Raw genomic sequence first — 25,043 nt, forward strand, 5'->3', positions numbered from 1 at the left:
GAGGGCAAATTACGGTAAAAAATAAGGAAGTTGCTTTTTTTGTAGCGCTTACATGGGAACAAAAAGGTGGTGAAAGCAATGACAGAAGATCAGACAGAATATGTATGGTATGCCAGTTATGGCTCCAACTTATGTGAAGAACGGTTTCTTTGCTATATTTTAGGTGGAAGACCACCAGGTTCTGCTGAAAGTGAGGTCGGAGCACGGGATAAAACATTACCAAGGGATTCCCAACCTGTTAAATTTAAATTTCCACTTTATTTCACAGGATATTCCAGCCGTTGGGGCGGTGGTGGTGCGGTTATCGGACTAACAGAACCGGAATCAGAAGAAACGCTCGGTCGCATGTTTTTAATCACGAAGGAGCAGTTTGTCGATGTCGTCAGACAGGAAAACGGGATCGATGATTTCGAGATTGACTTTGAAAAGGTCATCAAAAATAAATCCTTTGTGATGCAGGAGTCGTTTTATGGAAACATCGTTTATACTGGTGATTGTGAAGGGTATCCCATTTTTACCTTTACCAGTTACCGTGACATGAAAGATAACGAGATTTCTATCCCGTCTGAGAGCTATTTAAAAATGCTTATTCGAGGCTACCAGGAGACATTTGATTTAACAAATAAAGAGATTGCAGAATATTTGATAATAAAACCTGGTGTACAAGGGCATTACACGAAAGATCGGCTAATGAATCTCATTAGCGACTAGAAGTCCCACATAAACACGGCAACTGGTTTAATTAAACTGCGACTAATCTCAAATAGTATCATTTACTCATTGAACTTTATTTATCCAATATATAAAGCTAATCACAATATGTGGTTAGCTTTTATGTATAGAGTTGGTTCAATAGGCACCATATGTAAAACTGTGCAGGATCCTAAGACTAATGTCTGAGTTAGAAACGTCCTAATCTTTAAGGGGTTTTTCAAATTTAGTGGACAATGTTTTACCCTAATCCCAATTTTTCTGAATAAATTAGAAGATTTTCTAAAAAATACAGTAAGACAGAGTAAAGTAAAGGAAGTAAACGGAATCCTTATAAATAGTTAATGGAGTTAAAATGTACGTACCATATAAACAATTTTTACTGTTTTCACTGTTTGAATTTTGTATATAATAAATGTACCATCTAAATTAGACTGTTAACCGACTGACTTTTGAACACGCAGTAAATGTAATTTTTCTATTTTACTCTTACATAAAAACTACGAATGATTGCATCAATTTAATGTTTTTATAAAAAGATAATAGAAATAAAATACTAGTAATAATACAAAAAGAGGGGTGTCTTTCAACATGTTTCAATTTAAATGGAAAAGGTTAGGGATAGTTGCTGGATTATCATTATCACTTGTAGTAGCTGGCTGTGGACAAGAAGATACAGACGATACTGCAAATAATGCGGATAATGGTGGTGATGACCAGACCGAGACTACTGCAAATGTTAGTTCAGAAATAGAGTATACGATCACAGGTATCGAACCAGGTGCTGGCATTACGCAAGCAACTGATAATGCTTTAACTGAGTATGAAAATCTTTCAGGCTGGGAACAAGAAACTTCTTCAACAGCTGCAATGTTAACTGCACTTGGGGATGCAATTGATAATGAGGAACCAATTGTCGTAACTGGGTGGTCACCTCACTACATGTTTGCAAAATATGATTTAAAATATTTAGAGGATCCAGAAGGTGTTTTCGGCGGTGTTGAATACATTGCAACTATCGTAAGAAAAGGTTTAAAAGAAGATATGCCTGAGGCTTATACAATTCTTGACAGATTCCAGTGGGAACCAGCTGACATGGAATCAGTCATGCTTGCCGCACAGGACATTGATTTTGAAAAAGCTGCTCAACAATGGGTCGATGAAAACCAGGAAACAGTCGCAGAATGGACGGACGGTGTGGAGCCTGTAGATGGTACTCCAATTGAGTTAGTATTAACTCCTTGGGATACAGAGCGTTCTTCAGCAAATGTTGCAAAAGTAGTATTAGAACAACAAGGTTATGATGTTACACTTACTCCAGTTGATCCCTCTGTAATGTTTCAAGCAATTGCAGAAGGTGATGGAGATGCTTCTCTTGCTCCATGGATGCCTCAGACTCACGCTGCTTTCTATGAAGAGTATGAAGGTCAATTTGAAGATCTTGGGAAAAATTTAACAGGTGCCAAGATTGGGCTAGTTGTACCATCTTATATGGACATTGATTCCATTGAAGATCTGGAACCTGCAGAGTAAAGTAGTAAACGAAAAAACTCCCCTTTAAGGGGAGTTTTTCTTGCTTTATGTGTCCATTGAGCCATCCTCTTTTTTAGTAGGACAGAAAACACGATCTTATGTCCCGCCACCTTGTCACATTGAACGACATTAGTGGAGAGAGGATATTAAATTTGCTACAGTAGACACTAAAAGAGTAATGTAGTGTCATAAGTGTAGGTTGACGAAAATAATAAACAGTAGTCGTAAGAAAAAGGTGATACAATGAATAATAAAGAGGAAAGTACAAAGATAGGATGGAACTTAGATAACAGTTATGTTCGTTTGCCAGAATTATTTTTTTCAAATCTTAGCTTAAACCCTGTACGATCCCCGGAGTTGGTCGTACTGAATAATTCTTTGGCAACAACCCTAGATTTGAACGTCGAAGCGCTAAAAAGTGAAGAGGGTGTAGCAGTTCTTGCAGGCAACCAGACTCCTGATAGCGGTATGCCTCTTGCGCAAGCATATGCTGGGCATCAATTCGGGCATTTTACCATCTTAGGGGATGGTCGGGCCATGCTAATTGGCGAACAAGTCACTCGTCAAGATAAGAGAGTGGATATCCAGCTCAAGGGTTCGGGTAGGACGCCATATTCCCGCGGTGGTGACGGTAGAGCAGCACTTGGACCAATGCTTAGGGAATACATCATCAGTGAAGCTATGCATGCACTTGGTATACCTACTACCCGTAGTCTAGCTGTGGTGACAACTGGAGAAACAATCACTCGTGAAACCGAACTTCCTGGTGCAATAATGACTCGTGTGGCTGCCAGTCATTTGCGTGTTGGTACCTTTCAATACGCTGCGAAATGGGGAACAGAAGAGGAGCTTCAAGCCCTGGCTGATTATGCAATAAAGCGCCACTTTCCAGATGTTGAAGAAGATGAGAATCAATATCTTTCCCTTCTTAAGGAAGTGATCAATCGGCAGGCTGCACTGATTGCACAGTGGCAGCTGGTAGGTTTTGTTCATGGGGTGATGAACACGGATAATATGACCATTAGTGGGGAAACCATTGATTATGGTCCTTGTGCCTTCATGGATACTTATGATCCTGAAACAGTTTTCAGTTCCATTGATAGACAAGGCCGCTATGCCTATGGCAATCAACCGACTATTGGAGGGTGGAATCTAGTCCGTTTTGCTGAGAGTTTATTACCACTACTTGATAAAGATCAGGATCGGGCTGTTCAAATTGCCCAAGATGAAATTTCAAAGTATATGGATTTGTATCATTCTCATTGGCTTGAGGGAATGAGAGCAAAATTGGGGATATTTAACGAAGAGAAAGAAGACCAATCGCTTATGGAAGACCTTCTCAGCATGATGAAAAAGTATCGTGCGGACTATACCAATACTTTCCGCGCATTAACTTTTAATGAGCCAGAAGATTTTGTCTTATTTGGAACCTCAGACTTTACCAAGTGGAAGGACCGTTGGCAGACAAGACGAGACAGACAGCAAGCGTCAACAGCTGATTCTCATGAGTTAATGCGAAACAGCAACCCTGCCGTTATCCCGCGGAACCATCGGGTAGAAGAGGCACTAGATGCTGCAGTGGAAGAAGGAGATTACAGCGTGATGGAGCAATTTCTGGATGTTCTTTCAACTCCTTATGCGCACACGCCTGAACAGGCCGAATACACCACTCCACCAGCACCATCAAACATTCCATACCAAACATTTTGCGGCACATGAGAGGACAGGAGTTCAGGCTCACTGCCCCACTGGGACAAGGAGCCTGTCCCCTCCTATCCCGTATTGATGAGCTATTCTAATATCCTATCTGCCTAGAGGGGGAAGGATATACCACCAGATGACGTTGGCGGAGAACCTGGATATGAGAGGAATTTTTGAAAGTGATCAATGATAAAAATCATCCAACCATCAGGACACAATAAGATGGAGTGTTGTACAGGGTTTTCAGAGTTGGATTTGGAGATTATTAACAGACGGTTGAAATATGTTTAGAACTGATTTTGAAAATACAATCCACTCGTATAAATTATGGTTAAATGGCGAATTATTTCATCCATCGAATGGTGACTTTCATTATCCACTAATTCCCACATGAACATCTCATTGGAATAAAACCAGCCTCTTGCAACGAGGGTGGGATCTAAATTTTGTTTTGCTAGATTTTGAGATTGGGCATAATGGATGTCCTGTGCAATTCGTTTAATGAAACGCTCTTGTATGTTTTTCCACTCTTGATTAACCTCTTCTGATACGCCGATTGCTTCCTTAACAATTTGCATCATTTCCCGTTCTTTCACTGCCAACGAGAGGAATAAATTTACTTGATTTGCGATCATTTCGTGGGCGTTTTCTCTTGTCGTTGGTTCGAAAGGCTTCTCCGCAATTTCGTAAAATTTAATCATTAGTTCTTCCATTAATTCAATGAACAAGTCGTTTTTATTTTTAAAATATACGTAAGCTGTTCCGTACCCAGTATTTGCGGTTTTAATAATTTGGGATATGGTTGTTTTTTGAAATCCAGACTGAAGAAAGACTTCACGTCCAGCTTTAAGAAGCTTTTTTTTCGTTTGGATTGCTTGTTGTTGTCTATTCGTTGAGGGTTCCTTTGTAGACATATTTTCATTCCTTTCACGATATAAGAGTGTGTGTTCAAAAAGTCGCCGCTTATCATTTGGTGACTTTTTGAACATGCTCTAAGACTGTTTTTATTTTACTGGATTTTATGGATATTGGTAAGTATATTTTTGTATAGTATACCATTGATATTATGTCATTGACATATTGTCACCCAAAACATATAATTAATGTAGTTAATAATTATAATTTTCAGAAATCTAGGAGGATTAAGAAATGAACGATCAACCTACTAAGTATTCACGCGAATTTGCAATACAAATGGATGAAGAAGATGAACTTCATGCCTATCGTGCTGAATTTTATGTTAAGGAAGGTAGCATTTATTTTGATGGGAATTCTCTTGGTCTTTTATCGAAAAGGGCTGAAAAATCCATGCTGTTGTTACTAGATTCGTGGAAAAAATATGGGATAGACGGCTGGATAGAAGGGGAGTATCCGTGGTTTTATTTATCTGAGTCCCTTGGGGGAAAAATGGCATCTTTAGTTGGGGCAGCACCTGAAGAAGTAATTGTCACAGGCTCCACGACATCGAATCTTCATCAGTTAATCTCAACTTTTTATGAACCTAAAGGAATGAGGACGAAAATTTTAGCGGATAACATTACGTTTCCAAGCGATATTTATGCTTTGAAAAGTCAAATAAGGCTAAAGTGTTATGATCCTGATGAGCATTTGGTCACGGTAAACAGTCGAGATGGTCATCTACTCAGTGAAGCGGACATTATTGAGTCCATGACGGATGATATACTGGTAATTGTTTTATCAAGTATATTATATCGTAGTGGACAAATTCTTGATATGAAGCTGTTGACAGAAGAAGCACACAAACGAGGAATTATAATTGGATTTGATCTTTGCCATTCTATAGGATCAATACCACACCAACTAAGTAAATGGGAGGTGGATTTTGCTTTTTGGTGCACATATAAACATTTGAATGGTGGACCGGGGTCGGTTGGAGCACTGTATGTAAATAAGCGACATTTTGGAAAAGAGCCAGGTCTTGCGGGATGGTTTAGCTCACGGAAGGATAAACAGTTTGATATGGAGCACGACTTAACCCAGGCCAATCATGCTGGAGCATATCAAATGGGAACTCCCCATGTTTTAAGTGTGGCTCCATTGATTGGTTCTTTGGAGATCTTTGACGAAATTGGGATCGAAAGTATTCGAGAAAAATCATTGGAACTGACGGGTTATATGTTAGAGCTAATTAATCATGAATTGATTGAGTATGAATTTGTCGTTCGTAATCCTGAAGAAGATAGTAAACGTGGTGGACATATTTATTTGGAGCATCCAGAAGCGGCTAGAATTTGCAAGGCTTTAAAAGCAAAACATATTGTGCCTGATTTTCGGACTCCTAATGGGATTCGCCTAGCACCAGTTGCCCTTTACAACACGTTTGAAGAAGTTTGGAAGACCATACAAACGTTGAAAACAATTATGGATGAAGAAGAGTACAAGGAGTTCGATAACAAAAGGGGAGTGGTGGCATGAGTGATGAAAGGTAAAAGTAAAATCGTTAATAATTATATAGATATTTCCCAGCCTTTGGATGCTAATATCGGTCATTGGACAGGAGATACACCGTTTTCCTATGAATTGTCATTTTCCAAAGAACAAACGGGTTCTGTTAATATTGGTCGAATATCCTCAAGCTTGCATACAGGGACCCACGTTGATGCTCCATTTCATTTTGAAAAGAATGGGGAAAATATTCACCAACTGGATATAAACGTATTTATTGGGCCTGCTAGATTAATAGATGTTTCGAAGTTTAAACAGATTGATAGAGAGGTGTTAAGTCGATTTGACCTTGACGGGGTAGAGAGGGTTTTGCTGAAAACAGCGATTCCAAATAAGCCTGAACGATTTCCAGAAGAAATTCCTTTTTTAACAGAAGAAGGTGCTGATCTTTTAAAGGAAAAAGGTATCTTCCTTGTTGGGGTGGATGTTCCCTCAGTTGACCCAATTAATAGCAAGGAAATGAGTGCCCATAAGGCGCTATACCGAAATGGGATTCACATTTTAGAAAATATTATGGTTGATGATATTGAACAGGGGGATTATGAACTGATCGCACTTCCTCTTCCAATAGTAGGGGCAGATGGTAGTCCAGTTCGAGCTGTTATTCGATCATTAAATAAAAGGCAAGGAGGAAAAACATGGTAAATAACAAGGAGTTTGCTTATGATTCTGAAAGAAATATTCAGACAGATTTTGCAAGAAACATGACATATGAAGAATATTTGAAACTAGATGATATTCTGTCCGCCCAACATCGGTTGTCGGATCATCATGATGAAATGTTATTTATTGTTATTCATCAAGTTAGTGAGCTATGGATGAAGCTGATTTTACACGAAATACATTCTGCGATAGATTGTATTAGGCAGGACGATTTTTCGTCAGCTTTCAAGCGTTTGGCTAGGGTTTCAAAAATCCAAAACCAAATTATTTCTGCCTGGGATGTTTTATCTACACTCACTCCAGCAGAGTATATTGAATTTCGAGATGCGCTAGGGCAAGCATCTGGATTTCAATCGTATCAATATCGACTAATAGAATTTGCACTCGGGTATAAAACACCACATATTTTAAAAATTTATCAAAAGAATTCAGAGCTTTACGCTGTATTAAAAGAGGCTTTCGGAGCGCCAGGATTATATGATGTCGCTATTCAGGCTTTAGCACGGGCTGGATTTCCTATTAGCAGTGAAATCGTGGAAAGAGACTTTTCCATACCATATAATGAAGACGAGTCCGTCAAAAATGCCTGGATGAAAGTGTATCAAAACGTGGATAAGTATTGGGAGTTATATGAACTTGCTGAAAAATTTGTGGATATTGAAGATTGGTTTCAGCAATGGAGGTTCCGGCATATGAAGACTGTAGAACGAATTATTGGTTTTAAATCAGGCACAGGCGGATCTTCGGGCGTAAGTTATTTAAAAAAAGTGCTTGATCACCGATTTTTCCCAGAACTCTGGGAGATTCGGACGGAGTTGTAGGCCAGACAGCTTTTGTATACTGTTACCACATAGGCTTTGTCGAATAAAATTAGAGGAGAGTGATAATATGAATCGTGAGCAGTGGTCATCGAAACTAGGCTTTATTATGGCTTCGGCAGGTGCAGCAATTGGGCTAGGGGCAATTTGGAAATTCCCATATGTAGCAGGCATGAATGGGGGAGCAGCTTTTTTCCTCATCTTTATCTTGTTTACTGTTTTAATTGGTCTTCCGATGCTTATTTCTGAGTTTGTTATTGGACGAGGCGCAAAGAAAGAGGCGATTACTGCTTATAAAACACTTGCGCCAAATAGTAAGTGGAAAATAGTTGGGCAGTTCGGGGTTTTAGGTTCTTTTCTCTTGCTATCTTTTTACAGCGTTGTCGGTGGATGGGTGTTAATCTATACCTTTTTATCCATTACTGGGCAGGTCATTGGCGAAGGTGCGAACTATCCAGACCTTTTTGGCAGTATAACAGCATCTCCATTCATAACTTTAACAGGATTGGCGACATTCTTACTTATTAATGTCATGGTTATATCTCTTGGAATCAAAAATGGAATTGAAAAAGCGAGTAAGTACATGATGCCATTATTATTCATTTTCTTCATTGTTCTCGTTGTTCGTTCCTTGACATTAGAAGGAGCTATGGAGGGAGTTTCTTTTTTCTTAAAGCCGAATTTTTCTAGCATTACAGCTGGGGGAGTCCTGTATGCACTTGGTCAATCGTTTTTCGCATTAGCTGTTGGGTTTTCCTGTATGGTTACATACAGTTCCTACTTAGGTAAAGAAGTAAGTATTCCTAATGCTGCTTCTTCTGTTGTTTTAATGAATATTTTTGTATCATTGCTTGCGGGATTGGCAATCTTTCCAGCAGTATTCGCATTTGGGTTAGAGCCAACAGAGGGACCAGGTCTCTTATTTGTTATTTTACCTACCGTATTCGCTGAGATTCCATTAGGTGGATTGTTCCTTAGTTTATTCATGCTCTTGTTCTTATTTGCAACTTTAACCTCTTCGTTTAGCCTATTAGAAATTATTGTTTCTGCTTTTACTGAGAACAAAGAACGTTCAAGAAAAAGAGTATCCTGGGTTTCTGGTAGTATCATGTTTATTGCTGGGATTCCAGCCGCTCTGTCGATGAGTACGCTAAGTAATTTTACCATTTTCGGTAAAACCGTATTCGATGCAACCGATTATCTCGTTAGCAATATCATGCTACCACTTGGAAGTTTCTTAATTGCCATGTTTATCGTTTATAGAATGGATAAATCACTTGTAGAGAAGGAGTTTAAACTTGCTACTTCTAAATCCATAGATTGGTATTCTGCTTGGGTTTTTTTGATGAAATGGGTTGTACCGATTACAATATTGATTGTATATATAAATATGTTAGGTATTTGGTAAAGGAACAGGTAACGATATGAACATTTAAATATGCTTGATGGTAGGGATTGAGTGTGCATTAGCATGACCACAATAGAAGATAAAAAACCTGACATTCTTAATTGAAAATGGATTTCAGGTTTTTTATTGCTTATCTGTTTTTGTTAGTTTACTATGTTCTTTTGTTCTTACAAAAATGACGGTTCTGAATTACATGAAATTGCTCTTCCAATAAGTTATCATGGATATTAGGGTTAGTGAGAAAACAATAAAGTGGGGTACTAAGTAGGGAGGGACAATATTGAAACTTTTAGGATTATCAGGATCATTAGTTGGATGGAAGACAAATGTTGCTGTCCATAATGTCTTAACAGCGGCAAAAGATCTTGATTCTAACATAGAAACTGAATTACTTGATTTAAGGGATTACGAAGTCGAATTTATGAATGGTGATCCATTAGCATATTATAATGAGGATACTTGGAATGTGGTAAATAAGGTCACGTCTGCTGACTTACTTGTTATCGGCACTCCAATTTTTCAAGCATCCATTTCAGGCGCATTAAAAAACCTTTTCGATCACCTTCCAGTAGACGCTTTTAAGGGTAAAGTAACTGGCATGGTCACAAATGGGGCAATTGACAAACATTTTCTTGTCTCCGAGTATCAACTAAAACCGATTTTAACCTATTTGAAGGCATTGGTACCTACAACAAGTATTTTCATCCATGAAGATGCGTTTAATGATGTAAATGAAATTATAGACAAGGAAGTATCAATGCGCATAAAGATGCTTTCTGAAGAAATGTTGTTTTTACAAAAATGCTTGGATAGTAAGTGAGTGATAGGGAGAGGATCCGAGTCCTTTGTCCTTGATAAACTTATGTGTTGACATACTTTCAAAGTCCTAGTACCTTATTAATACAGAATTAAATATTGTTTCTTATCAAGATAGGCGGAGGGACTGGCCCATTGAAACCGAGCAACAGACTTTTTCAAAAAAGTACTGTGCTAATTCCTGTGAGCATTATAAAAATGCTCAAGAGATAAGAGGAACAATCAATCGCATTTTGTCCTCTTCTTGTCTTCAAAGAAGAGCTTTTTTATGCGAAACAGATCTAGTCTTGGTTTATTAATAAGGCTTTATTATAGCTTTGTCTAAATTCCGATTAAACGAATAGGTTTAATAATATAAGTACACACACTAGGGGGAATTAATTTTGGAATTGAATAAGATATATAAACTAGCAATTTCTTTCATTAGTATTCTACTACTTATTACTTTAATAGGTTGTTCAAACAGTGATACTAGTGGAACTGAAAATGGAAAGTCAGATACAGAACAAACAATAGAAGATCCACAAGCTGGGGGTACACTGAACGTTGCATTTGCAGCAGAACCTGATACGATTGACTGGATGTACACAGGGGCTAGCTCTACAAGAGATATCGGCTGGCACATTTTTGAAACTTTATTTGCATTAGATAAAAATTACGAAACGAAACCAATGATCGCAGAAGGCTATGAAGTGAATGATGATCGTACGGTATATACCATTTCAATTCGTGAAGGAGTTAAATTCCATGATGGATCAACAGTGACAGCAGAAGATGTTGCTGCGTCCATCGATCGTTGGAGAAAAGTATCTTCTGTTGGAAAAATTGCAAGTCAATACATTGAATCCGTTAAAGCAACAGAACTAACGATTGAAATCGAGTTAAATGAAGTATATAACTCACTTCTAGTAGATATGTCTGCACCAAAATCAGCACTGATGATCATCCCTGCTGAAATTGCTGAATCTGCGGGTGAACAACCGTTAAAACCTGATCAACTAATCGGTACCGGGCCATTCAAGTTTGAAAAGTGGGATCGCGGGAACGAAATCGTCTTAACGAAATTTGAAGACTACAGTGCTCGTACAGAAGAAGACTGGGGCGGATTAACTGGTAAAAAAGTAGCTTATTTTGACCAAATAAATTTTAAAATTGTAAAAGACCCACAAGTTGTGGTGAACGGGTTGAAAACAAATCTATACGATTATGGTCAATCTATTCCACCAGACTTATATACAGTAGTTGAAAGTACACCAACTATTGATCCGGTAACATATATTAATGGTTACTCCATTATCACACCGGATAAATCAGAAGCACCATTTGATGATCTAAAAGTACGCCAAGCACTAAACTATGCACTTGATAAAAAAACAATTGCACAGGCAGCATACGGAAATGAAAAGTTTTACTCATTTGACGGTGCCTTATTTGTACCAGAGCAAACCAAATTATATTCAGAAAAAGGTACAGATATGTATTTGGCATATAACACAAACAAAGCAAAAGATTTGTTGGAACAGTCCGATTATAACGGTAAGCCTATAAAAATTATGTATGCAAACAACTATGATGATTACAAAAATATTTCTGAAGTAGTAAAACAACAATTAGAAGCTGTTGGATTTAAAGTAGAGCTTGTACCATACGAATGGGCAACATATCTTGAAAAATGGGCAGATCCTGCCAACTGGGATTTAGTAGTTATCGGATGGTCTACGCGTTTCTCACCAAACGAATTGGGAATGCTTAGCCTAGACACGTCAAGTAGTGGATGGTATCAAAGTGAACGTTGGGAAAACCTCATTGCTCAATATAGTAATGTAACAACAGACGCAGAAAGAAAAGAAATCCTAGGGGAAATGAACCAAACGGTTTATGATGAATTACCATTCGTTAAAATTGCTAATGAGTCAACGCTCGATATCAAGAGTACAAAGGTGAAAGATTACGATAGCTGGATTGGCCAACGTTTCTGGAATACTTGGAAGAGTGATAAATAACTTAAGCTATCTTCGGAAGTTCGCTAGAAGAGTTCTTCTGGCGTACTTCCGTTTTTAATTTGAGTAATGGGGAGGAGGAAGTAAATTGCTGCAATACACGATTCGTAGGTTCATTTCCGTCATTCCTGTGATGTTTATCGTTAGTGTCATCGTATTTTTGCTTGTGCACTTAACACCTGGGAATCCAGCCTATTTGATTTTAGGCGAAGATAGTTCACAGGAAAGCATTAAGCAGCTTGAACAACAATTAGGTCTTGATAAACCAATTGTTGTGCAGTTTTTTGATTGGATTAAAAATATACTAACTGGGGATCTCGGTCAATCGATATATTCATCTGAACCAGTTACTCAAGTTATTTTTGATCGTTTTGGGCCCACATTTAGTTTAATGCTTTTATCTTTAATTTTTATTTTGGTTATTTCAATCCCTATAGCAATATTTGTTGTCGCAATGCGAAAAACCATTTTGGATCCAATATTTTTAACGATATCGCTACTCGGTGTATCGATTCCAGAATTTTGGTTTGCGATTTTACTCGTTTTAGCTTTCGGGGTTACGTTTCCAATTTTCCCTGTTGCAGGTTATGCTCCTATCGCAGAAGGAGTGTTTTCTTGGCTTTACTATTTAATTTTACCTGCATTCGTTCTTGCGGCAGTTGAAGTTGGTCTTATTGCCCGAATGCTACGAGATGGAATGCTTGAGTCAATCAATCAGGATTACACCCGAACCGTTCGTGCCAAAGGGGTTCGCGAAAGCACCGTGTTAATGAAGCACGTATTCGCAAATGCATTAATACCAACAACAACAGTAGTCGGAACAGCGGTTGCTGGTTTATTAGGTGGAACAGTTATAATCGAAACATTATTTACGATCCCAGGAATCGGCCAGCTTTTGATCGACTCTATTTATCGTCGTGATTACCCAGTGATTCAAGGTGTGGTTTTAATTATTTCAGCTATTTATGTACTAATAAATCTATTGGTTGACTTACTTTATGCATTCTTAGACCCGAGAATTCGTTATGATTAACTTAGAGGAGCGTTCACTATGTTTAAGAAAAAACGAAACATACTTGCACTAAGCTTGTTATTGCTTATTAGCCTTGCAACCACTACTGCATCGTTATGGCTCCCGTTATCTCCTGCCTATATTGATCCATCACAACGATTACTCAGTCCTTCTGAGACGTACTGGTTTGGGACAGATGACTTTGGAAGAGACCTTTTCGGCCGAACCATTGTCGCTGCCCGTGTGTCGCTACTCGTAGGTGTTGTTGTTTCTCTTGTGTCAACTGTACTAGGGACCATTGTCGGCCTTGTTTCGGGATATTATAAAAAAGCTGATTTTATCTTAATGCGTATTATTGATGGGATGCTCGCTTTTCCGGCTTTACTTTTGGCATTATCTTTAGTTGCGGCATTGGGCGGTAGCATTACAAACATTATCATTGCGTTGACATTTGCTTTTTTCCCTGTCATGACCAGAATCGTTCGGTCGGCCGTGCTCCAAATCAATCACTTGCAATATATTGAAGCTGCGAAAACAACAGGAGCTAGCGATATCGTAATATTGTTGCGTTACATGTTGCCGAATGTGTTATCTCCGATTATTGTGCAAGGTACATTCATTTTTGCTAAAGCGATATTAGCGGAAGCAGCACTTAGCTTTTTAGGTGTTGGGGTAAATCCATCAATACCTACTTGGGGTAACATGCTGCAGGAGTCACAGATCTATGTCACAATCGCTCCATGGTTTTCGATCTTCCCTGGGATTGCGATCGTTATTACAGTTCTTACGTTAAATATTCTAGGTGATGGAATACGTGATGCGTTTGATCCACATTCCACAAACCGAAAGAAGAAACGATTTTTAAGACGAAGAAATCAAGATGTCACACTTAATGGGGGAAGCTAAATTGCTAGAAGTAAATGATTTAAAAGTACATTTAGATACTGATAGCGGAATCGTCAAAGCAGTCGATGGTGTATCTTTCACAGTTGAGGCTGGTAAAACTATTGGAATAGTTGGGGAGTCTGGAAGTGGTAAAAGTGTGCTTGCGATGTCTTTGACGCAGCTGAACCCACAGCCACCTGCTTTCTATCCTCAAGGAGAAATTTTATTTGAAGGCAAAAATGTATTGAAACGAACAAAGAAGGATTTGCGAAAAATCCGAGGCAACGATATCGCGATGATTTTTCAGGATCCAATGTCCAGTTTAAACCCTGTTTTTAATATTGGTGATCAAATTAAAGAAGCAATCCGTACCCATGATAAAAAAATGTCTCGTCAAGATGTTGAAAAAAAGGTAATCGAGCTATTAACAGATGTTGGTATTCCTGATCCGAAGCGTCGTATAAACGATTATCCGCATCAATTTTCAGGTGGGATGCGACAACGTGTACTGATTGCGATTGCGCTGGCATGCAAACCAAAATTGTTGATTGCCGATGAACCAACAACCGCTTTAGACGTGACGATCCAGGCACAGATCTTAGAACTTATGAAAGATATACAAAAAAAGTATGGTACAGCCATTATTATCATTACCCACGATTTAGGTGTCGTCGCTAATATCGCGGATAAAATATTAGTCATGTACGCTGGCAGAATTGTAGAGGAAGGCAGTGTGCATGATATATTTTACCGGACATCAATGCCATATACATGGTCACTATTACGTTCGTTACCACGTTTGGACATTGACGAGAGTGAACGCCTGCTTACTATTAAGGGGCAGCCACCTGATTTAATCCATCCGCCTGAAGGATGTAAATTTAATCCTCGTTGCCCATTCGTGTCCCCAGAATGCTTAAAAATGGATCCGCCTTTAACAGAAAGAGGATCCAATCATCGCGCGGCATGTATTTTGTCTAACGAACAATTTGAGGAAGCAAAGCAGGCGCTGATCATAGCTGAACGGAAAGGAGTCCATTCATAATGTCTGAACCGTTACTACAAATTCGGGATCTTAACGTTCACTTTCCAGTTAAAGAAGGAATTTTTCAAAAAACAACGGGCCACGTTAAAGCAGTTAATGGCGTGGATTTATCAGTTAACAAGGGGGAAACGCTTGGGATTGTTGGGGAATCTGGTTGTGGAAAAAGTACACTAGCACGAACAATCATCGGTTTGCAAAAGCCAACATCTGGAGATATTTTGTTTGAAGGAGAAAGTTTACCAAATTATAGCGCAAAGCAAATGCGCGCGTTACGCCGCGATATTCAAATGGTTTTCCAGGATCCATTTACCAGTCTGAACCCACGAATGAAGGTTGGCGACACTATTGCCGCTCCTTTAAAAGCATACAAAACAACAAATAATTTGGAGCATCGTGTGAAAGAATTAATGGAGCTTGTTGGTCTGAAACCAGATGATCACTATAACAGACTCCCGCACGAATTTTCTGGGGGGCAACGTCAACGAATAGGGATCGCACGCGCCATCGCATTAGAGCCTAAATTAATTATCTGCGACGAACCAGTTAGTGCGTTGGACGTATCCGTGCAAGCGCAGGTGATCAATTTGCTTGAAGACCTACAAAAGCAATTGAATTTAACATATGTATTTATCGCACATGATTTATCTGTGATCAAACACATAGCCGACAAAGTAGCAGTCATGTATTTAGGAAAGGTTATGGAAATGTCCGACAGTTTATCGTTTTATAAAAACGCACAGCACCCTTATACGAATGCATTGTTATCTGCTATTCCATTCCCTGATCCCGAGAAAGAAAGAACACGGCAACGAATCGTTTTACGTGGGGAATTACCATCTCCAGCAGACCCGCCATCTGGGTGTGTTTTCCACACGAGGTGCCAATTTGCTCGTGAAGATTGCAAAACGAATACCCCTCCATTAAAACAGAAAGGGCAAAATGAGCATTATGTAGCTTGTTTCTATCCTATAGAACGAGAGCAGGAGGTAAAACAAACAAAACTATAAAGCGAACTCGTTTCAGCAAGCTGACACATCGGGGAATCAGATGGAGTTGCGAATCCACCTGATTGGAGATTCCCACCTACGCTTCGCTTAGAGGTGGGAGTCTAAAACCCTTTAAAGATTAATGTCTCGTTCCAAGTTAGCTTACTAAAATACTAATCTCCTTGCTTGAGCCATTGCTATCTGCTGATGCTGTTTCACTTATATTCCAGTTCATCGATAGCATTTGCTTAAGCTGGGATTCTTGTTTTTCATTTACCTTTAAATTAGTAATCCCCTTTTCCACGACTTCGTAATCATCTATTTCTATATCAAATTTCATTTTCAATAGATTCTTTATCCCTTTAATCGTTACAAACTTAATTGCATAACCTTCTGTGATAATGTTACGAAAAGCTTCCGTATCTTGTTGTGCTAGTTTAACAAGCCTGCTAAAGTCATACGTTGCATTTAGCTCCGTCCAAGGTGTCACATCCCCCTTTGTCACTTGTGCAAGTATTTGTTTATCAGATATTCCCTCTATACGAAGTGTTTCGATCATATATGCATCCATTAAAGAAATTTTGTTTAAACTCATGTGTCATTGTCCTCCAATTTGTTACCTCTTTGTTCCTAGTATAGCATATTGATGTTTCATTGACGCGGTGATATGGGCAAGCGAGTGAACAGATGCGTAGCATATCATTTGGTGACTTTTTGAACATCTTCTTTAAAACAGTGAGTAGGTTAATGGAATATTGTAAATGATATGCTTAGATAAAATGCAAGGAGGATAAATTTTATGCCTATTCAAAACGAACACGAAATACAACAACTAGCTGAAGTTTCTCGGAAATTAGAGGATCAAGCTCGTCAAGCCAAAAATAATGCAAGTACCGAGGAAATACAGCACATTCAGCAGCAATTACGTGAGGTACAGAACCAAATTCAGCACGCGCGTGGTAAGGCGATCAATGGAAGTGGTGGTTCTAGTGAGCCATTAATTAAAGCTCAACTACGTGTGGAAGAAACTCAGCATCAAATGGAAAGGGCACTCATTAACTTGAATGCCCAGCAAGATAACGTCCAGCCATAAAGAAAAGAGCCTTTTCGCATATCTAAAAAAGGTCAGAGGGACAAAAATTTTGTCCCTCTATCTTTCAAGCGGTTTCCAAACCTGATTCTAGATTCTCATTTTCAGATGCGTTCACAACTACAGATGCTGAAGCGTCTCCAGTAACATTCACTGCGGTCCGGAACATATCCATGAAACGGTCGACGCCGGCAATTAATGCAATTGTCTCTAGAGGTAAATTTAACGTAGTCAAAAGCATTGTTAGCATAACCAAGCCTGCTCCAGGTACCCCGGCTGCTCCAATAGAACCCAATGTTGCAATCAGTAGAATCATCAACATTTGCCCAATGGATAATTGAACTCCATAAGCTTGTGCAGTAAAAAGCGCAGCAACACTTAAATAAAGTGATGTACCATCCATATTAATGGTCGCGCCTAAAGGTAAGACAAAGCTAGAAATCTTTTTGGAAACGCCCAAACTGTCTTCCGTACATTTGATCGTAACTGGTAACGTCCCCGAGCTGCTTTGCGTACTGAATGCAACAAGACTTGCAGGTGCAATGCCTTTGAAAAATTTTAATGGATTCATTTTTCCAAGCGTTTTGACGGCTATCGAGTAGGTCACGAGTGCGTGGACGATACAAGCGATGGCAACAACCGAGACCAGCTTAATTAAAGGCAGCAACACGGAAAGGCCATAATTCCCGATGATCGGTGCTAATAAACCGAAAACACCAATCGGAATAAGCTTCATGATAAGCCAGGTTATTTTATACATGATCTCGGCAAACCCGTCAAAGAAATGATATACGGGTTCGGCTTTTTTGCCAACCATCGTGATTCCTACACCGATGAAAATAGAGAAAAATATAATTTGCAAGATGTTGCCGCTTGATAAGCTTTCAAGCGGGTTAGTCGGGATGATGTTTAATAAAACATTTATGACACCACCTGTTTCCGTTGCTTCAGGAACTTCACCCGCAGACGAAATCGTAACTCCTGCCCCAGGGGTAAACAATAACCCTGCAATCAAACCGATACTAACGGCAATGAAGGTTGTGCCTAAATAATAAAGGATTGTTTTTCCACCGATTCTTCCCAATGTTTCCATGCTGCCAGTGCTGGCAACCCCTACAATGAGGGAGGTAACGATTAATGGTACAATAATGAATTTAATAAGACGTAAAAAAAGATCGCCAAACGGCTGAACAATGTCAATACTAGGTCCAAACACCATTCCAGCAAGGATTGCAGCGACAAAGGCAATTAAAATTTGCGTTAGTAACCCTATTTTTCTCGTTTTCCCCATTTCGAAATCCTCCTTTAATAATGATTATTCCTTTTGTTAAAGAAAGTAGCTTTGGAAGCAACCCCCCTTTTCTTCAGTACTAATCGTACCACAATAATTTAAATATCGTAAATATTGCAAAAATAATTCATGTATGTTTGATAAGTATGTTTCATCATATGAAGAAAGACCTTGTATATTGCTGAGACTTACTAGTGTTCAAAAAAGTCACCAAATGAAAAGCTACACACCTAAAATTCCCCGCCAAATACAAAGGGATAAGCCGATCGGCTTATCCCTTCTAATCAATATCCAACTACTTCTTTTTTTGTTTCATACTGAGTGATGACACGTTCTAGAGATGCTTTTTCTGCATCATTAAGTGGTATTAGTGGCAAGCGCACACTTCCAACTGGTATGCCAATTCGGTTAAGTGCTTCTTTTACAGGAGTTGGGCTTGGAGCCGCAAATAGAGCTTTCATCATTGGGAAAATGTACTGATGAATTGCCGCAGCGTTGGCAACATCGCCTTTTCGGAAACAATGAACCATCTCCTGCATTTCATTGCCGATTACATGAGACGCAACGGAAACAATACCTGTGCCTCCAACAGCTAGTGTAGGTAAGGTCTGACTATCTTCCCCACTATACAAACTGAAATCATTTGGTGTTTTGCTGATGATTTCTGTTACTCGATCTAAATCCCCACTTGCTTCTTTAATAGAAACAATGTTTTCCATTTGTGAAAGACGGATGATCGTTTCAGGTTCCATATTAATGACACTTCGTCCTGGAATATTATAAAGCATTATAGGAAGTGTCGTACTTTCTGCAATAGTCTGGAAATGTTGATACAAACCTTCTTGTGAAGGTTTATTATAATATGGTGTAACGAGCATAATCGCATCGACACCTATAGCTTCCGCCTCTTTGGTAAGCTCGATGGAGGCTTTTGTATTATTCGAACCAGTTCCCGCAATGACCGGTACTCTTCCGTTCACTTCTTGTACAACAAATCGAAATAGCTGTAGCTTTTCGTCATGTGAAAGTGTCGGGGATTCACCTGTTGTTCCTGCAATCACCAAACCGTCGGATCCGTTAGCAATTAAATAATTAACCAATCCTTTTGTTGCTACTAAATCAAGCTCTCCATTTTGATCGAATGGAGTGACCATAGCTGTTAACACTTGACCGAAATTCATTACGTCACACACCCTTTTCGTTATTTTGGTTTTTCGAAGGTGTGGAGGACCAAAAAAGCAACAGCGAGAGACCGCTGTTGCTTTTAGAACATGTATAATCGTTCTAAGCAAAAGAATAGCCCCCCATATAGTTTCCTATATGACAGTCCTGAATTTATTAAATAACAGAACCAGCTTCAGGAGATGAGTCTCCATCCACTTCGGCAAATTCCCCTTTCCTTATGTTTCTTTGGAGCTCATTCTCCTCTACATAAGTACTGATGGTTTCTGCACCTCTATTCTTACTTTAAAAACATTTAAAATAAGAAAGTATTCAATTATTATTTATAATGTACCAAACATAAAGCAAAAATACAAGAAGTTTTGAATGATGAAATTATATGGCGAGTATGCTTGATCTCATTCATCTATTTTATGAAGGTACGGGTTGATCGGACAAAAAAAGTACTCGTTTAAATTGTTGTGATTTTAAACAACCTCTAAAAGACTTCCGTTAGAAATTCGACAACTGGTTTGACTCTAATATGTTCATCGCGTAAACAAGCATGAAAGCTAGTGCAATAGCTAAAGATAAGTATAGTATAAGAGATTTGACTTTAGTCCCTGTCGATGTTTGGTAATACGTTTTCACTCGTTCTATTTCGTTTCTAATTTCTGTTTGTTTCGTTTCATTTTTATTTATTATGCTTGTTATAATGAAATGAAATTGAGGATCTACTTCTAATGTGCCTTCTCTCATTCTCATTTCATTTAAAATATTCTTCAATATTACTTCCTCTGCCTTGGCTTTTTTGATTTCTATCCGTTTCTTCTCTTGTAAAATTGGAAGTTTAAAGCCTGAGTTCCGTAGAAGAAATTGGTTTACTTTATCTTTACGGTCATTTAATCTCACAAACAAGACAGAGAGATGATTTCCTGGATGGTCAACATCATTTAACGCGTCTGACTCGTTTTGGACGAAAAACCGCAAGTCTTTGTTAATTTCAGTTAAAACTGTTTCTTCGTATTTCATGATTGCTATGTTTGTATGTTCTTTAAATTGTTTCCACCATGTTACTAGCCCAAAAATAAAGATTAAAATAAGAATCGGATCTGGTGAAATTAAAAGGAACGGAATCAAAATGAACAGCCCTATTAACCAAATGTTTGTGGACAGAACACTCACAATCCGTCCACCGTCGAGTGGAGAAACCGGAAATAAGTTAAATAAATTAATAAGGGCTCCTAGTTGAACGACAAGGACCCAATATGGATCATTTGTGAACAGATAAAGAGCAATTGCTGGAAATATTGATATTAAACCAGCTAAAGGGCCACCATAAGCTACAAAAAATTCAGTTTTTGCATGGTCTATTTTCTTAGGATCAATCCCAATTGCAGCTCCTAAAAACGGAATGAAAATAGCAGGGCTCGTCGGGATTTTTTTTATTTTGGCTGCAACAAGATGCCCCATTTCGTGGATAAATATTAAGTATACGAGCGCAATGGCAAATTTCCACCCGTAAAATACAGCATATGCCCAAAGTGAGATAAACATCGAAGCTAAGGTAGCGAACTTTCCTATTTTTAAAATAACGAATAGCCATTTCGCTTTGGTTAGTAAGAAAGCTCCAATTACAGCAAGCCATCCCCACGGACTTTTATTTGTGTTTTGTTTAGTAGACGTTGCCATGATAACTCCCCAATCAATAATCCATTTAGTGTTACAACAATTTTAACATACACTGTCTGTTTTTAACGTCTAGTTTTTCTCCTCAATGAACATTGCGCAGTTATATTATGAATGTGGTGATTTCTGATTTTCAATTTGTTTGATACAAGCAGCTTAAAAACTTGGATAATGAATGCGTATGTAGACAAAATATCTAGTGTGGAGGTGAATCAATTGAGTAAAAATAAGAAAAATGAAAATGGTGGAATAAGCGACGAACAAGCTATAAGGAGGGGAATGCCTAGGAAATTTGATCATGAATTTGCAAATGAACCACTAACAGCAACTGAAAAACATAATAATAAAAAAACAAAAAAACGTCAGTGATGTGTGCTTGTGAGATACTTCAAGTAGAATGAAAAGTACACAAGCCATAGCATACAAATTACCAATCTTGTATGTTATGGCTTGCTCATTACTACATAAATGACGAGAGAAAAAGGGGTACTTACCCACTTCGTCGGTTTTCTGACGATGTGAAGTGAACCTCGTATCCCTTCAATTTTTTACAGTCTGCTTAAACTCTATTATTTCTTCTTGTTTTATCATTATGATCTATAGTGGTATTTCTTTTGTTAGATGAAGACACATTTTTTCTGCGTTCAATTAATTCTTTCGATAATTCCATAAACCAAGTATGATCCCTAGTTACTAGTGCCAAATCAATTAAGGTTTCGAGCTGTTTCTCTGTGGATTTCAATGACTTCTCAATCTTTACAACGTCCTTTTTTTCTAATCGAACCGTACTTCCTATGATTTGTTCATTATCACTGACCACGACTTTTAATTCTACTCTTGAATGATTGGATTGGAATTTTTCGAGATATCCATGTATTAATTCCCCATTCCTTGTGATTCCTTTAACCCAATCGCCGACCTCGAGCTTCAACTTATTATTATCCATGAATGTGCACCACCTTTTAATTTGATTGTCACCTAATTAGGCACTGTACAATTTAATTAGTTACAACAGGGAGAACTCACCTTATTCTTTTTCCAATTCATTAATAAGAGCTTTACGGAATTTCCCTTTTTGATATGGGCATATAGTTCTTTCATAAGTGAGAATAGATTTTGTTTTTCATTTAAAAAAATGGAATGTTTGGACAAGCTTGTAATGATATCCGTCGCTAGTTTTACATTGCTGTACATTAACTGGCTAAAGCTTTGTTCATCAACTCGAACATATTCGATATTTGAGAGTGCTTGTGTATAAACTTTTTTGGAATGAAAGATAGAACGATCCCCAAAAAATTCTCCTGGACCAACAACTCTAGTGATACACTTTTCCTGATTGACAAGCTGTACATACCCTGTCTTCAAATAGAAAGTAGCATTCTCAGGGTGTGCAGGGGAGTATATAATTTCATCTTTTGACAGGTGCCCTTCGATTCCGTATTCATCTATTCTAGTTGAGACTTGGTGTCCATTACCTGTTTTCACACCAAAAGAAATTGCCTTCATAAAAATCCCACCTTTATAAACGCACAATTATGTTCATTGAAATGAGAAGAAGTAACGTGTGCCCTACATGATCGTTCGCTATAGCGGAACTGTAATTTTTTATATTAGTACGTGTTCAAAAAGTCGACAAATTAGAAGCAAGCAGGTCAAGGCGGCGCTGTTTTGAGTAACGGAGCGTATGCTTTTAATACGTGAGTAACGGAAAAACAAGCCAACGAAGAGATGCGCAGCTTATCATTTGGTGACTTTTTGAACATCCTCTATTACATTTATAACAAGCCCTTAGTCAATTAAAGAGCTTGCTCTTGTTTTTGTTTTACTAAATTCATAACGTCTTCAATGTTGTATCGGCATAAAAAGTCCCCAAGGTGTTCTTCGGCATCAGAAAAAACAGAGAATAATACACTTTTCATGTTTGCCCCAACGATACAATCCGTATTTACTTCGGGACACTTGGGCTGTAATGCTCCCGCAGATGTAATCTTATAGATTTCCCAAAGATTAATTTCATTAGGATTAGATGTAAATATAAATCCTCCACCAGTTCCTTCTTTTGATTGAATAAATCCATGTTTACGCAAAATACTTAATATTTTACGAATGCGAACAGGATGTACAGAAGCACTTTCCGCTATTGCATCACTTGATGACATACGCTCTGGTAACAGTGAAAGTAATGTTAAACTGTGAACAGCAAGGGTGAAATCACTATTCATTACCCGTCCTCCCTCAATAAAGGTCCTTTTTAAGTTTTTCGAAATATTATATCGGACTAATTTTTTATACTAAATTGCTAAGAGTCAATCAACAACTAACTGTAATTTTAATAGTTACAGTAAAATGTGTCAAGTACCCTATTTTTCATCATTTTAATCGTTCAAATTTATTTATATAGCTGTTGTACCAATATTGCATAGTGACGCCTATTGAAGCGTATTATCTGATATAGGGGAAAAGCTCGTTCAATGCAAATGGTAATGATTTGGTAACACGCTAACTTTGGATCAAATGTTAATTGAGTACCTTGAAGTGGGGGGGTGACATTGGGGTCAGCCCCTTCATATGGACAGTTGTCCCCTAACTTGAAAAGTACGGTACGTTCCACATAATTTACTTTAATTTCCAATTAGGGGGGTTAAAGATAGCCTTGACCTGACTCAAATTCGTTTAAAAGGTACATTTTTTGAACACGCTCAAATAATGTTAATTTTCTTAAAATATTCATAATTTATTATTATTTTGAAAAAACATATGTTATACTAGGTGCATAATATTACTAGGAGGTTAATAGATTATAAAAACTATTAAACATTTGTTATTTTCTGCTTTGTTGCTTTGTATTTTGTCTTTTTTAATTGTTCCAAGCGTGTCCGCTCAATCAGAAAATTCAGGAAAACAACTTTCTAAATCTTTAATCGAATCTAAAAATCCGAATAAAACATGGGATCAATTCTCTGATAGCGAAAAAAATGCTGTTAAAAATTTTGCAGAACCGGCTAAAGATAAAATCCAAGAATTACAAGAGAAAGACGTGGATAAAGGGGAATTGACCAAAGAAATTAAAAAACTACCTAAAGATTTACAAACTGCCATATATGTTTCTCTCACGGCAGTTAATGAGGAGGTTACAGATGAAATTAGCTCTATTTCAATACTAAGCAATTCATACAATGTCTCCCATATACTAACGTTTCAGGGGGTTTGGGGTAATACATTAGCTAAATTTACTCACAATATAGTTTGGTATTCAAATGGAACATCAGTAACAAGTGGAACAACGAGTGTAATTCCTTCAACCCCTGGTTTAGGATGGTCATACGATGGTTTAATTAGGAATGTCCAAAATACTTATTCTAGTGGATATAATTCTGATGTCCAAGGAAAATTCAGTTATGATATTTCAAGTTACAATGTACAAAATTGGTATCCAAGGTCCCAAATAGTCGGTTATCCGGATGGAAGTTATAATTACACATCTTATAATTAATTAATTAATTTATTAAAACATCAGAAATACGACTGAGGGTGAACATTTATGATATGGTTAATATTATTATTAATATTGTCCTTTGGTATTTTTCTTGCAATCAAAGGTAAGACAAAAGGGTATAAAGCCCTTGGTTATGTTTTAATATGCTGCACTATAATTTTTACAGTAATTGTTACATCAAGTATAGGGGTAAAAACAGATGAAAAGATTACTGACGATACCTCAATAAGGTTAGAAAACTAAAAAATTTATTTAAGAGTTTTTAAAAACAT

24 protein-coding genes and 2 riboswitches are annotated in these 25,043 nt (G+C 37.9%); of the genes, 16 read left to right on the plus strand and 8 right to left on the minus strand.

The genetic code is table 11. From position 1 onward, the window contains the following. The first annotated feature begins 78 nt into the window (after positions 1-78). The 3 genes from NC797_RS06115 to NC797_RS06125 all read left to right on the plus strand — a co-directional run bounded on the left by NC797_RS06115 (position 79) and on the right by NC797_RS06125 (position 3,963). The gene (locus NC797_RS06115) at positions 79-711 is read left to right on the plus strand and encodes a hypothetical protein (protein ID WP_272435885.1); all 633 of its coding nucleotides are present in this window, start codon (positions 79-81) and stop codon (positions 709-711) included. A 591-nt stretch (positions 712-1,302) separates the two neighbouring features. After that, the gene (locus tag NC797_RS06120) at positions 1,303-2,244 is read left to right on the plus strand and encodes a glycine betaine ABC transporter substrate-binding protein (RefSeq protein WP_272435886.1); all 942 of its coding nucleotides are present in this window, start codon (positions 1,303-1,305) and stop codon (positions 2,242-2,244) included. Between the two features lie 243 nt (positions 2,245-2,487). Further along, positions 2,488-3,963, plus strand: coding sequence for a protein adenylyltransferase SelO (locus tag NC797_RS06125; RefSeq protein WP_272435887.1), 1,476 nt, complete (start codon positions 2,488-2,490; stop codon positions 3,961-3,963). Positions 3,964-4,232: 269 nt separating this feature from the next. On the opposite strand, the gene NC797_RS06130 is transcribed toward NC797_RS06125, so the two are convergent. Beyond that, positions 4,233-4,859: a TetR/AcrR family transcriptional regulator gene (locus NC797_RS06130; protein ID WP_272435888.1), complete on the minus strand. Its 627-nt coding sequence runs from the start codon at positions 4,857-4,859 to the stop codon at positions 4,233-4,235. 235 nt (positions 4,860-5,094) lie between these two features. On the opposite strand from NC797_RS06130, the gene kynU reads away from it, so the two are divergent. The 10 genes from kynU (at position 5,095) to NC797_RS06180 (ending at position 16,065) form a co-directional block, all read left to right on the plus strand. Next, positions 5,095-6,381 (plus strand): kynureninase, encoded by a 1,287-nt coding sequence (kynU, locus tag NC797_RS06135; RefSeq protein WP_272435889.1) that lies wholly within the window; start codon positions 5,095-5,097, stop codon positions 6,379-6,381. A gap of 3 nt (positions 6,382-6,384) precedes the next feature. Continuing rightward, a complete protein-coding gene (gene kynB / locus NC797_RS06140) occupies positions 6,385-7,056 on the plus strand; it encodes an arylformamidase (RefSeq protein ID WP_272435890.1) in 672 nt (223 codons plus the stop codon). Beyond that, positions 7,050-7,895 (plus strand): tryptophan 2,3-dioxygenase, encoded by an 846-nt coding sequence (gene kynA / locus NC797_RS06145; RefSeq protein ID WP_272435891.1) that lies wholly within the window; start codon positions 7,050-7,052, stop codon positions 7,893-7,895. The genes kynB and kynA overlap by 7 nt, the downstream gene beginning before the upstream one ends. Before the next feature lie 67 nt (positions 7,896-7,962). Then, a complete protein-coding gene (locus NC797_RS06150) occupies positions 7,963-9,300 on the plus strand; it encodes a sodium-dependent transporter (protein WP_272435892.1) in 1,338 nt (445 codons plus the stop codon). A gap of 280 nt (positions 9,301-9,580) precedes the next feature. Beyond that, positions 9,581-10,120, plus strand: coding sequence for an NADPH-dependent FMN reductase (locus NC797_RS06155; protein ID WP_272435893.1), 540 nt, complete (start codon positions 9,581-9,583; stop codon positions 10,118-10,120). Between the two features lie 99 nt (positions 10,121-10,219). Further along, a riboswitch (SAM riboswitch) is annotated at positions 10,220-10,332 on the plus strand. A 167-nt stretch (positions 10,333-10,499) separates the two neighbouring features. Beyond that, entirely contained in the window at positions 10,500-12,119 is a 1,620-nt protein-coding gene (locus tag NC797_RS06160; RefSeq protein WP_272435894.1) for an ABC transporter substrate-binding protein, read from the plus strand. An 85-nt stretch (positions 12,120-12,204) separates the two neighbouring features. Continuing rightward, a complete protein-coding gene (locus NC797_RS06165; protein WP_272435895.1) occupies positions 12,205-13,149 on the plus strand; it encodes an ABC transporter permease in 945 nt (314 codons plus the stop codon). Positions 13,150-13,167: 18 nt separating this feature from the next. Then, positions 13,168-14,034 (plus strand): ABC transporter permease, encoded by an 867-nt coding sequence (locus NC797_RS06170; protein ID WP_272435896.1) that lies wholly within the window; start codon positions 13,168-13,170, stop codon positions 14,032-14,034. Continuing rightward, positions 14,021-15,058 carry an ABC transporter ATP-binding protein gene (locus NC797_RS06175; protein WP_272435897.1) on the plus strand — a complete coding sequence of 346 codons (1,038 nt, stop codon included), beginning with the start codon at positions 14,021-14,023 and terminating at the stop codon, positions 15,056-15,058. The genes NC797_RS06170 and NC797_RS06175 overlap by 14 nt, the downstream gene beginning before the upstream one ends. Further along, positions 15,058-16,065: an ABC transporter ATP-binding protein gene (locus NC797_RS06180; RefSeq protein ID WP_272435898.1), complete on the plus strand. Its 1,008-nt coding sequence runs from the start codon at positions 15,058-15,060 to the stop codon at positions 16,063-16,065. The genes NC797_RS06175 and NC797_RS06180 overlap by 1 nt, the downstream gene beginning before the upstream one ends. Before the next feature lie 136 nt (positions 16,066-16,201). On the opposite strand, the gene NC797_RS06185 is transcribed toward NC797_RS06180, so the two are convergent. After that, positions 16,202-16,639: a hypothetical protein gene (locus NC797_RS06185; RefSeq protein WP_272435899.1), complete on the minus strand. Its 438-nt coding sequence runs from the start codon at positions 16,637-16,639 to the stop codon at positions 16,202-16,204. Positions 16,640-16,843: 204 nt separating this feature from the next. Here NC797_RS06185 and NC797_RS06190 point away from each other — a divergent pair, with 204 nt between their 5' ends. Continuing rightward, positions 16,844-17,137: a hypothetical protein gene (locus NC797_RS06190; protein ID WP_272435900.1), complete on the plus strand. Its 294-nt coding sequence runs from the start codon at positions 16,844-16,846 to the stop codon at positions 17,135-17,137. Positions 17,138-17,201: 64 nt separating this feature from the next. Here NC797_RS06190 and NC797_RS06195 read toward each other — a convergent pair whose 3' ends face one another. The 3 genes from NC797_RS06195 to NC797_RS06205 all read right to left on the minus strand — a co-directional run bounded on the left by NC797_RS06195 (position 17,202) and on the right by NC797_RS06205 (position 21,278). Beyond that, positions 17,202-18,425 (minus strand): dicarboxylate/amino acid:cation symporter, encoded by a 1,224-nt coding sequence (locus tag NC797_RS06195; RefSeq protein WP_272435901.1) that lies wholly within the window; start codon positions 18,423-18,425, stop codon positions 17,202-17,204. Positions 18,426-18,709: 284 nt separating this feature from the next. After that, entirely contained in the window at positions 18,710-19,606 is an 897-nt protein-coding gene (gene dapA, locus NC797_RS06200; protein ID WP_272435902.1) for a 4-hydroxy-tetrahydrodipicolinate synthase, read from the minus strand. A gap of 108 nt (positions 19,607-19,714) precedes the next feature. Next, positions 19,715-19,892: riboswitch (Lysine riboswitch) on the minus strand. A gap of 207 nt (positions 19,893-20,099) precedes the next feature. Next, on the minus strand, positions 20,100-21,278 hold the full coding sequence (locus NC797_RS06205; RefSeq protein WP_272435903.1) for a site-2 protease family protein: 1,179 nt from the start codon (positions 21,276-21,278) through the stop codon (positions 20,100-20,102). A 213-nt stretch (positions 21,279-21,491) separates the two neighbouring features. Between NC797_RS06205 and sspO the strand changes: the two genes are divergently transcribed. Beyond that, positions 21,492-21,644, plus strand: coding sequence for a small acid-soluble spore protein O (gene sspO / locus NC797_RS06210; protein ID WP_272435904.1), 153 nt, complete (start codon positions 21,492-21,494; stop codon positions 21,642-21,644). Positions 21,645-21,834: 190 nt separating this feature from the next. On the opposite strand, the gene NC797_RS06215 is transcribed toward sspO, so the two are convergent. The 3 genes from NC797_RS06215 to NC797_RS06225 form a co-directional block, all read right to left on the minus strand. Next, positions 21,835-22,221, minus strand: a complete 387-nt coding sequence (locus NC797_RS06215) for an IDEAL domain-containing protein (protein WP_272435905.1) — start codon at positions 22,219-22,221, stop codon at positions 21,835-21,837. A 56-nt stretch (positions 22,222-22,277) separates the two neighbouring features. Continuing rightward, on the minus strand, positions 22,278-22,781 hold the full coding sequence (locus tag NC797_RS06220) for a Crp/Fnr family transcriptional regulator (RefSeq protein WP_272435906.1): 504 nt from the start codon (positions 22,779-22,781) through the stop codon (positions 22,278-22,280). A 290-nt stretch (positions 22,782-23,071) separates the two neighbouring features. Next, entirely contained in the window at positions 23,072-23,497 is a 426-nt protein-coding gene (locus NC797_RS06225) for an RrF2 family transcriptional regulator (RefSeq protein WP_272435907.1), read from the minus strand. A 626-nt stretch (positions 23,498-24,123) separates the two neighbouring features. On the opposite strand from NC797_RS06225, the gene NC797_RS06230 reads away from it, so the two are divergent. Next, positions 24,124-24,768, plus strand: a complete 645-nt coding sequence (locus NC797_RS06230; protein ID WP_272435908.1) for a hypothetical protein — start codon at positions 24,124-24,126, stop codon at positions 24,766-24,768. The last annotated feature ends 275 nt before the right edge of the window (positions 24,769-25,043 follow it).

Source organism: Terrihalobacillus insolitus (genome assembly GCF_028416575.1).
GTDB lineage: Bacteria > Bacillota > Bacilli > Bacillales > Amphibacillaceae > Terrihalobacillus > Terrihalobacillus insolitus.